We start from the raw sequence: 9,788 nt of genomic DNA, 5'->3' as shown, positions 1-9,788 counted from the left end.
CATCGTGAGCGTGATGAACATCGACGGTTGATGCCCGGCGTAGGTGCGGCCGAGGGTGGTTTTCTCCGCCCGGCGGTGACCAGATCCCGGACCTGCCCGGCCTGCGGCAACATGACGATATCGGGGGCCGACCGGCCGCGTGCGGTGAGCGCGGTGCCGATCTCGTCACCCAGCGGCACCACCTCGACCGGCGCGGGCAGGGCCGTGGTGTCGAGCACCGACCGGAAGGCCGTCAATTCCAGACCGCTCCAGGCGACCGCGATCCGTACCACCGCGCGGTCGCCGAGCAGCACATCCGGTGAGCAGGCCACCAGCAGCGGTGCGAGCGCGGCCGTCCGCAGCACGGCACGACGTGTTCTCACGATCCCCCGATGCGCTTGTCCGGCAGTGGGTTCCGATTATGACCCAGCGGCCGGCGCGGCGCGTGCTGTTCGGCGAACCTACGGGATGATCACCGGAGTGATCGGCCCCGGCGAGCGGCTACCGGTCCGGCTGCTGCTGCGGTGGTACGCCGGGTTGCTGCGGCACGATCCCGGGTTGCTGTGCGGGCTGCTGCGGCGGCAGGGCCGCCGGGACGGCGGGCTGACCCGGCTTGGTGGTCGTCACCGGTGCGGCGGTATCGACCGGAGTCCGCGCGACCGATTCCGCGGCGCGGACCGCCCGCTCCACCGCCGGATCGGTGCTGGTATCGAACCAATCGGCCACCTCGTCGGAATCGTCGTCGGGTTTCCCGGGGACCTCCGCGTCGGCGGGCGGCTCGTACCGGAACACCCCGTCCTCACCCTGCGTCGCGAAGTTCTTCGCGAACCCTTCCAGCGCCTTGCCGAAATCGCTGGGAACAAGCCAGACCTTGTTCGCGTCGCCGCGCGCCACCATGGGCAGGGTCTGCATGTACTGGTACGCCAGCAGTTCGGGGGTCGGTTTACCGGACTTGATCGCCGCGAAAACCTTCTCGATGGCCTTGGCCTGCCCCTGGGCCTGCAGGTACGAGGCCGCCCGTTCGCCCTGTGCGCGCAGGATCCGGCTCTGCCGCTCACCCTCGGCCGACAGGATCGCCGACTGCTTCGCGCCCTCGGCCGACAGGATCTGGGCCTGTTTGGCGCCCTCGGCGGTCTTGATCTGCGATTCCCGGGTGCCCTCGGCGGTGAGGATCATGGCCCGCTTCTCCCGGTCCGCCTTCATCTGCTTCTCCATCGATTCCTGGATCGACGGCGGCGGATCGATGGATTTGAGCTCGACCCGCGCCACCCGCAGGCCCCAGCGTCCGGTGGCTTCGTCGAGCACTCCGCGCAGCTGGTTGTTGATCTGGTCGCGGGAGGTCAGCGTCTCCTCCAGGGTCATCCCGCCGACCACATTGCGCAGGGTGGTGACGGTGAGTTGTTCGACGGCGGCGATGTAGTTGGAGATCTCGTAGACCGCGGCCTGCGGCTGCGTGACCTGGAAATACACCACCGAGTCGATCTGCAGGGTCAAGTTGTCCTGGGTGATCACCGGTTGCGGCGGGAAGGACACCACCCGTTCGCGCAAATCGACCTTGGCGCGGATCCGGTCGACGAACGGGATCAGGAAGGTCAACTGCCCGGAGACCGTCCGGGAGTACCGGCCGAGCCGTTCGATCACCGCTGCCTCGGCCTGGGGCACCAGCGCGATGGATTTGAACACGACCACCGCCACCAGTAATACCAGCGCCAAGACGATTATCAGTGCAGCCATTACGGCCCTTTCCAGACGACGGCGGTCGCGCCGTCGATCTTCATCACGTACACGGTCGCGCCCTCCGGGTACTGCTCCCCCGGGTCCAGAGAACGCGCGGTCCACACCTCGCCGCCCAGTTTCACCAGGCCGGCGTGCTCACCCACCGGTTCCAGCACCAGCGCGGTCTTACCCGGCAGAGCGTCGGCATTGGTCAGCGTGGGCGGCGGAGTGCCGAAGCGCCGCAACAGAACCGGCCGGACGCCCAGCAGCAATACCACCGCCGACACGGCGAACACCACCGCGTCGACCACCGGCGCGGTGTCGCCGAGGAAACTCACGCCCGCGGTGAGCAGTGCGGCGGAACCGAGCATCAGCAGAGTCAGTTCGCCGACGAACATCTCCGCGGCCGCCAGCAATATGCCGGCGACCAACCAGACAAGTGCGGCCACACCGCCCACCTTAGTGCGATATCCGCTGTCCCGGGGCCGGACCGGCGACACCCCCGGGCCGGCGACCGCCACGGCGGCGGCGAGTGCGCTACGTTCGGGCCGGTGAGCGATCGATACGGTGACATCTTCTCCGGCCACCCGCGCACCGCCCGGCGCACCGTCCCGCGGGTGGACGCCGACCCCGATCTGGTGGTCGAGGACGCGGCCAGCGGGTTCTGCGGCGCAGTGGTCGGATTCGACCGCAGCTACGACGGTGATTTCGTGAAGCTGGAGGACGCCCGCGGCGCGGTGCGCCTGTTCGCGCTACGGGAAGCCGCGTTCCTGATCGACGGGAAGCCGGTCACACTGGTCCGGCCGAAGGCGCCCGCGCCGGGCCGGGCCGGCCGCTCCGCGTCGGGTTCCACCCGGGTCGAGGGGTTGCGGGCGAAAGTCGCGGCGCCCAGCCGGATCTGGGTCGAGGGCGTGCACGACGCCGCGCTGGTGGAACGGGTCTGGGGACATGACCTGCGGGTCGAGGGCGTGGTGGTCGAACATCTGGAGGGGCTGGACAATCTCGGCGCCCGGCTCACCGATTTCGGACCCGGTCCGGGGAGACGGGTCGGCGTACTGGTCGACCATCTGGTCACCGGATCCAAGGAGACCCAGCTCACCACCGGGCTCGGCGAGCACGTGCTGGTCACCGGGCACCCGTATGTGGATGTCTGGCAGGCGGTGAAACCGGCGGTGCTGGGTATCCCGGAGTGGCCGCGGGTGCCGCGTGGCGAGGACTGGAAGACCGGAGTGTGCCGACGGCTCGGCTGGGGCACACCGCAGGAGGGCTGGCGCCGGGTGTATTCGGCGGTGAATTCGTTCCGCGATCTGGAGGCTCCGCTGCTGGGCGCGGTGGAACGGCTGATCGACTTCGTGACCGAACCGGGTGAACCATTTTAACCCCTGGAAACACCCCGCGCAGAGGCTGCCCGCCGGTTGCCGACACCCTTTATGCTCGATGATTATGTGCTCTCCCAGTGCCACCCTCACACTGTGGGCCGGATCGTGGCTCGCGGGTCGCAGCGCGCCCGACGACGTGCTCGAGGCGCTGCACGCCTGGGCGCCGCGGCATACGCTCGCGGCCGGGGACCCGGTCACCGGCGGGCGCACCGACCTGCCGTGGTCCGCGCACGGGAGCCCGAACGGCACCGGAGTCATGCCGCTGCTCAAGCTGATTCGCGAGGAGCTGGCCGTCCCCGGCGCGGAACTACGACTGGTGCTGCCGGTGCCCGGCGATGTCCGCGGCCTGCCGACCGGGACCGCCTTCGCCACCGATGCCGTGGAAGCCGGGGAGGGCATCCTGCTGGGGGTCCCGGCCGCCGAGGGCACCGGGCTCATTCCCTACCCGGTGGACGAGAACACCCTGCAGTGGACCGTCTACAGCGTGCCGATGCCGCGCGCCGCCGGACCCGATATGTCGCTCGGCGAGGCCGAATACGCGATGCGCGAAGCCGTCCGGGATGCGGCGGACGCACTGATGCGCCTGCACACCACCGGCCTCGGCGCCGGCGACGCCGACCCGCGCGAACTCATCGAGGCCGAGCTCGCCGACTATTCACGGCACACCTATCCCGAATGCGTCCCGTTGCGCGCCAAGCGGATCCTGGATTCGGCCGACCATGTGGCGGCGATCCTGACCGTGGCCCAGCGCGAGCCGGCCTCCGCGCCCACTTCGGCCAGCGCCGCCACCGCGCACGAGACCCTGCTGCGGCCGCTGTGGGATGCCATCCGCGCGGCCCGCCTCGTCGCGGTGCACACCGCCGCGCCGCAATCGCGCTGATCCCGGGAGGGAGCACCGCCGCACATGGCGAGTTCCCTCACACGATGACGGCCGAAACCGGGGTTCGGAGCTGCCGCCTCGCACGGCCCATCGGCCGGAATACCGAACGCCCGCAGCGGCGGGTTCCTGCCGACGGACGGAAACGGCCGGGGTGGCTCCCCGGCCACCACTGCGCAGGCCCCGCGCGGCGGCCGGAGGCAGATCGCGACGTAGGTTCCGGCCCGGCCACGACCTACTCTCCGAACCCACCCGATCACGCCGGCACCCACCGTGCTCGGCGCCGCCGGGATTGCTCGAGCAGCCCGGCCACATCGGCACATATCGCGGGTTCGGCCGGGGCGCGCACGCCCCGGCCGCCGGAGCCGAGGTTCAGCGAGAAGCGATGATCGCCGACCCGTGGCCGAACAGGCCCTGATTCACCGCGATACCCGCCCGGGCGTTCTCGACCTGACGGTCGTCGGCCTGCCCGCGCAGCTGCCAGGTGAGCTCGCAGACCTGGGCGATCGCCTGTGCGGGGATCGCCTCACCGAAGCAGGCCAGCCCGCCGCTCGGGTTCACCGGCACGCGTCCACCCAGTGTCGTGGCGCCGCTGCGCAGCAGTTCCTCGGCGCCGCCCGGCTCGCAGAGCCCGATCTCCTCGTACCAGTCCAGCTCCAGCGCGGTCGAGAGGTCGTAGACCTCCGCGAAGGACAGGTCGGCGGGTCCGAGGCCGGCTTCCTCGTACGCGGCCTGCGCGAGGGCGGACCGGAACGTATGCGGCGGGGGTTCGACGGCCACGGCCGAGTCCGTCGCGAAATCCGGCAGGTCGAGGACGGTTTTCGGGAACGTGGGGGTGACCGTCGACAAGGACCGGATACGCACCGGATCGCTGATTCCGTGACGACGGGCGTAGTCCACCGACGTCAGGACCAGTGCCGCGCCGCCGTCGCTGGTCGCACAGATGTCGAGCAGACGCAGCGGGTCGGAGACGATGGCCGAGGCCGCGACCTCCTCGGCCGAGACCTCTTTGCGATAGCGGGCGTACGGATTGTTCAGCCCGTGCTTGGCGTTCTTCACCTTCACCGCGGCGAAGTCGTCGAGCGTGGCACCGTGCAGCGCCATCCGGCGGCGGGCGTAGAGCGCGAAATAGATCGGGTTGGTGGCGCCGAGCAGATGGAAACGCAACCAGTCCGGATCGTCGCGGCGTTCGCCACCGACCGGCTGGAAGAAGCCCTTGGGGGCGGCATCCGCACCGACCACCAGCGCGACCTCGGTCAGCCCGGCGAGGATCTGGGCGCGGGCATTGGCGATGGCCTGCGCACCGGAGGCGCAGGCGGCGTAGCTGCTCGAGATCCGCGCGCCCGACCAGCCCAGCGCCTGGGCGAACGTCGCCCCGGACACGAACCCGGGGTAGCCGTTGCGGATCGTATCCGCGCCGGCGATGTAGCCGACCTCACGGTGATCGATACCGGCGTCCGCCAGTGCCGCACGGGCCGCGACCAGCCCGTATTCGACGAAATTCCGGCCCCATTTGCCCCACTGGTGCATACCGGCACCGAGGACGGCGATATCGCGATCATTCCTGTCGGTCATCGACCGGCCTCCACATCCATACCGTGTGATCGGCTTCCTCGTCCGTGTACAGCACCCCGAGGGTGAGCTCCACCGGCATTCCGATGGCCAGGTCGTCCACCGTGAGGCCGCGCACGACCTGACCGAGAACCACCATCTGCTCGACCTCGAGCTCCACCGCCGCGACGACGTAGGGCTCGAACGGATCGGATGAGATATACGGCGGGGGCGGCTTGTACCGGGCATCCGCGTAGGACCAGATCCGGCCCCGCGTGGAAAAGAGGTATTCGGCCAGTTCCGAGCCGTCCTTCGGACTCGCGCACTGCGGATTGCGGCAGGCCAGTGTGTTCCGTGGGAAATACGGTGTGCCGCACACATCGCAGCGACTTCCCACCAGACGTGGCGTGCCGTCGTCCGCGGTGAACCAGTCCGGTACCGCCGGGCGTTGTTCCTTCTGCACAATCCGACACTATAGGAACACGTTCTATTTTTGAACAAGAACACGTTCCATTTTCTGGGCGGAAAGCGCCTCCACCGGCGTATCGGCAGCGGTACCGTGAACCACGATGGGTATCAGAGCCGTCGACCCGCAGTCGATCCGAAATGTCACAATCGTCGGAGAGCCCGCCGAGACGACGCGGGTGGTCCGGCGCCTGCTTCGCGATCACGGGGGGACCCCCGCTGCCACCGTGGTTCATCACGTGCCCGGCCGCGGCGAATACACGATCCGCGTCGCCGAGCTGTCGAGCCACGCGCCCATCGCGGAACTGGAACGAGCCATCCGGGTGGCCGACGGCGCGGTCGTGGTCCTGAACGCCGCGACGGCGCGCGCCGCACGATTCGAGACGATCCTGCGGGTCGCCGACGACCATCAGGTGGCGCGACTGTGCCTGGTGACCGGACTCGATCATCCCGCCGCCGAATTCGACCGCTGCGTCCGCGCGATCGCCTATACGCGGGGCGCACGGCCGCTGCCGCTACACCTCCCGCTCGGCGCCGGGCCCGGGTTCGACGGCGTCATCGATCTCGTCCCGATGTGGGCGCTGGAACCGATGGCCGCCGAATTCTACGGCAGCCGTTGGCAACTCGCCGAGCAGTGGTACCGCGACGTGGTGACCGCGGTGACGGATCAGGACGGCGAGGCTCCGGACGGCGGTCGTGGACCACGAAAGATCCCACCCGAACAGTTGCACGACCGGATCCGCTCCGTCACGCGCATCGGTGAGGCCGTCCCGGTGCTGTGCGACGCGGCACGGCACGGCGGCGATAACGCCGCACTCCTGAATGCCATCGTCCGCTATCTGCCGTCACCCATGCTCGTCTGCCAACCGGAGCACGCCCTCGACTACTGACGGGTGCCGCCGAAACGCACGCCCGGCGCTCGACGGCACCGGCGGGTTCACCGGCCCGTGGGACGGCGCGGCGGCGCGCAGCAGTCGACCGCGCAGGGTGCGCCATCGGCGGTGCACCCGTAGCCCGGCACCGTGCCCAGCCTGCGCGGTGTGACATCGCGGATGTGTTCGCCGATCAACTCCACCACCATCTCGGCGAACCGTGGATCGGTCCCGGGTGTGGCCGCCCGCGCGAAGGACAGGCCGAGCTCGCCGGCTTTCTCGGCCGCCTCGTTGTCCAGGTCCCAGATCACCTCGAGATGGTCGGAGACGAAACCGACCGGGCAGACGATCACGGACTCGAAACCCTTGTCCGCCAGCGTTTCCAGGTGATCGACGATATCCGGCTCCAGCCACGGGATATGCGGCGGACCCGAACGCGATTGCCAGACCACGTCGTAATCGTCGAAACCCGTTGCGGCGGCGCATAACCGGGCCGCCTCGGCGACCTGTCGGCTGTAGAGGCGCCCGCCGTCGGCCGGCGGCCCGGCCGCGGCGTCGGCACTCACCGGCACCGAATGCGCGGTGAAGACCAGCCGGGCGACCGCCCGATGCGCGGCGGGCAGGGTGTCCCGCGCGGCGCGTAGGGCGTCGGCGAAGGCGGCCACGAGGAGCGGATGATCGAAGTACTGGCGCAGTTTCATCAGCTCCGGGGCGGCCGGGCCCACTGCGGCGCGGGCCCGGGCGATGTCCTCGTCGTACTGCCGGCAACCGGAGTAGCCGCCCCACGCGGAGGTGGGGAACACCAGGGCCGACCGGACTCCGTCCGCGGTCATCCGCGCCAGCGTGTCCTCCACCATCGGATGCCAGTTGCGGTTACCGAAGTACACCGGTAGCCGCGGGCCGGTGGCGGCCAGCTCCCGTTCCACCGCGGCGATGATGTCGCGGTTGAGGGCGTTGATCGGCGACACCCCACCGAAGTGCAGATAGTGTTGCGCGACCTCGGCGAGCCGTTCCGGGGGGACACCGCGGCCGCGGGTCACGTTCTCCAGGAACGGCAGCACCTCGTCGGGACCTTCGGGACCTCCGAAGGACAGCAGCAGCAGTGCGTCGGCCGCGCGGGCCACGGTGTCTCCTCTCCGGCCGGTCGTCAGTCCTGCGGCATGTTCTCGGGGAACCAGGTGTTGTGGCTGGCGCCGCCGTCGACGTAGATGATCGACCCGGTCGTCGCGGGCAGCCAGTCCGACAGCAGCGCGACGATCGATTTGCCGACCACCTCGGCGCCGCCGTCCCAGCCGATCGGTGAGGCGCCGTCCCAGTAGGTGTCGAGCTGCTTCAGTTGCTTCGCGTCATCGGTTGCGGTACCGGCGATCGCCTTGGCGGCCAGCGTCTTGACCGGGCCGGCGGCGATGAGGTTGGACCTGATCTTCTTCGCGTAGCCGACCTCGCGCGCCACGTACCGGTTCACCGATTCCAGCGCGGCCTTGGCCACACCCATCCAGTTGTAGTACGGCATGGCGGTGCGGGGGTCGAAATCCATCCCGACGATCGAACCGCGCTCGTTCATCACCGGCAGGACCGCGCGGGCCAGCGCCGCGTAGCTCCACGCCGAGATCTCGAACGATTTCGCCGCGTCCGCGCTCGGGGCGTCCAGGAACGGCAGGGCGTCGGGACCCATCAGGGTCTTGGGGGCGAAAGCGATCGAGTGCAGGACCCCGTCGATCCCCTCGGGCGCCAGGCGGCGGATCTCATCGGGCAGTTTGCGCAGGTCCTCGTCGTTGGTGACGTCGAGACCGATGGCCGGCGGCACCTCCTCCGGCAGCCGCTTGGCGATCCGGTCGATCAGCCGCAACCGCTCGGTGAGGCCGGTGATGATCACCTTGGCCCCTTCCTTCTGCGCGATGGCCGCCGCGTGGAACGCGATGGAGGCATCGGTGATGATGCCGGTGACGAGGATCGTCTTGCCTTCGAGCAATCCGCCCATGAGTTGTCGATTCTCCTGAATGTGGTGTCGTATCCCGCCGCGCCCGGTCGAGGTGCCGGTCCGGTATCCGGTATCGGCGCGGCTTTCGATCTGTTCTGAAGGAGTTCGGGGCGTCAGTGCCCCATACCCATACCGCCGTCCACCGGGATCACCGCACCCGAAACGTAGGCGGAGTCCTCGGAGGCGAGGAAACTGACCACCGCCGCGACGTCCTCGGGGGCACCGAGTCGCTGGAGCGGAATGAACTTCTTCGCCATATCCCGCATGTCCTCGGGCAGGTCTTTCGTCATATCGGTCTCGATGAACCCGGGCGCGACGACGTTGGCGGTGATCGACCGGGAGCCGAGCTCGCGGGTGATGGAACGGGCCAGACCGACGACACCGGCCTTCGAGGCCGCGTAGTTGATCTGCCCGGCCTGACCGGAGAACCCGACGACCGAGCCGAGGAAGATCATCCGGCCCCAGCGCGCCCGCAGCATCGCGCGGTTGGCCCGCTTGGCGCACCGGAAGGCACCGGCCAGGTTGGCGTCCACCACCTTGGTGAACTGCTCTTCGCTCATCCGCATGAGCAGCGTGTCATCGGTGATCCCGGCATTGGCGACCAGCACTTCCACCGGTCCCTGCGCGGCCTCCACCTCGGCGAACGCCCGATCCACCGAATCACTGTCGGTGACATCGCATTTCACGCCGAGCAGGCCCTCGGGGGCGCCCGAACCGCGATGGGTGACGGCCACCTTGTGACCGTCGGCGTGCAGACGCTGCGCCACCGCGAGCCCGATCCCGCGGTTACCGCCGGTCACCAGGACCGAGCGTGCTGTGAAGTTCGACATGGGGACAAACCTACCTGGCTGCCTCGGTGATGCTCTCATGGGACGTCCACCGAGATTTCCCCGTGGAACTTGTGCAGGTCGTACAACGCGGACACAGCGCTGCGGGCCGGATTTCACCCGGCCCGCAGCACGATATCG

The 9,788-nt window shown here is 69.2% G+C and carries 10 protein-coding genes and 1 pseudogene; 3 read left to right on the top strand and 8 right to left on the bottom strand.

The features are described from left to right. The 3 genes and pseudogenes from ACLML9_RS25605 to ACLML9_RS25595 form a co-directional block, all read right to left on the bottom strand. Positions 1–362: pseudogene (locus ACLML9_RS25605) on the bottom strand (hypothetical protein); the annotation flags it as partial. Between the two features lie 118 nt (positions 363–480). Further along, the gene (locus tag ACLML9_RS25600; protein ID WP_411947911.1) at positions 481–1,713 is read right to left on the bottom strand and encodes an SPFH domain-containing protein; all 1,233 of its coding nucleotides are present in this window, start codon (positions 1,711–1,713) and stop codon (positions 481–483) included. Beyond that, the gene (locus ACLML9_RS25595) at positions 1,713–2,144 is read right to left on the bottom strand and encodes an NfeD family protein (protein WP_030520494.1); all 432 of its coding nucleotides are present in this window, start codon (positions 2,142–2,144) and stop codon (positions 1,713–1,715) included. The genes ACLML9_RS25600 and ACLML9_RS25595 overlap by 1 nt, the downstream gene beginning before the upstream one ends. Before the next feature lie 102 nt (positions 2,145–2,246). On the opposite strand from ACLML9_RS25595, the gene ACLML9_RS25590 reads away from it, so the two are divergent. Together ACLML9_RS25590 and ACLML9_RS25585 are read left to right on the top strand one after the other, a co-directional pair. Further along, positions 2,247–3,074 carry a DUF3097 domain-containing protein gene (locus ACLML9_RS25590; protein WP_411947910.1) on the top strand — a complete coding sequence of 276 codons (828 nt, stop codon included), beginning with the start codon at positions 2,247–2,249 and terminating at the stop codon, positions 3,072–3,074. Between the two features lie 64 nt (positions 3,075–3,138). Then, positions 3,139–3,954: a hypothetical protein gene (locus tag ACLML9_RS25585; protein WP_411947909.1), complete on the top strand. Its 816-nt coding sequence runs from the start codon at positions 3,139–3,141 to the stop codon at positions 3,952–3,954. A 369-nt stretch (positions 3,955–4,323) separates the two neighbouring features. Here the strand turns inward: ACLML9_RS25585 and ACLML9_RS25580 are convergent, their stop codons facing one another. Together ACLML9_RS25580 and ACLML9_RS25575 are read right to left on the bottom strand one after the other, a co-directional pair. Next, the gene (locus tag ACLML9_RS25580) at positions 4,324–5,526 is read right to left on the bottom strand and encodes a lipid-transfer protein (protein WP_411947908.1); all 1,203 of its coding nucleotides are present in this window, start codon (positions 5,524–5,526) and stop codon (positions 4,324–4,326) included. Further along, positions 5,510–5,965 carry a Zn-ribbon domain-containing OB-fold protein gene (locus tag ACLML9_RS25575; protein WP_411947907.1) on the bottom strand — a complete coding sequence of 152 codons (456 nt, stop codon included), beginning with the start codon at positions 5,963–5,965 and terminating at the stop codon, positions 5,510–5,512. The genes ACLML9_RS25580 and ACLML9_RS25575 overlap by 17 nt, the downstream gene beginning before the upstream one ends. Positions 5,966–6,071: 106 nt before the next feature. On the opposite strand from ACLML9_RS25575, the gene ACLML9_RS25570 reads away from it, so the two are divergent. Then, positions 6,072–6,857 carry a GTP-binding protein gene (locus ACLML9_RS25570; protein WP_411947906.1) on the top strand — a complete coding sequence of 262 codons (786 nt, stop codon included), beginning with the start codon at positions 6,072–6,074 and terminating at the stop codon, positions 6,855–6,857. A gap of 47 nt (positions 6,858–6,904) precedes the next feature. Here ACLML9_RS25570 and ACLML9_RS25565 read toward each other — a convergent pair whose 3' ends face one another. The 3 genes from ACLML9_RS25565 to fabG1 form a co-directional block, all read right to left on the bottom strand. Further along, positions 6,905–7,963: a ferrochelatase gene (locus ACLML9_RS25565; RefSeq protein ID WP_411947905.1), complete on the bottom strand. Its 1,059-nt coding sequence runs from the start codon at positions 7,961–7,963 to the stop codon at positions 6,905–6,907. 23 nt (positions 7,964–7,986) lie between these two features. Further along, positions 7,987–8,820 carry an NADH-dependent enoyl-ACP reductase InhA gene (gene inhA, locus ACLML9_RS25560; RefSeq protein WP_411947904.1) on the bottom strand — a complete coding sequence of 278 codons (834 nt, stop codon included), beginning with the start codon at positions 8,818–8,820 and terminating at the stop codon, positions 7,987–7,989. A gap of 113 nt (positions 8,821–8,933) precedes the next feature. Further along, positions 8,934–9,650: a 3-oxoacyl-ACP reductase FabG1 gene (fabG1, locus tag ACLML9_RS25555; RefSeq protein WP_039825413.1), complete on the bottom strand. Its 717-nt coding sequence runs from the start codon at positions 9,648–9,650 to the stop codon at positions 8,934–8,936. Between the last annotated feature and the right edge of the window lie 138 nt (positions 9,651–9,788).

Origin of the sequence: Nocardia sp. NPDC002869 (assembly GCF_046764065.1) — a bacterium.
Taxonomy (GTDB): domain Bacteria; phylum Actinomycetota; class Actinomycetes; order Mycobacteriales; family Mycobacteriaceae; genus Nocardia; species Nocardia rhamnosiphila.
This window is presented reverse-complemented; position numbering and strand designations above follow the sequence as displayed.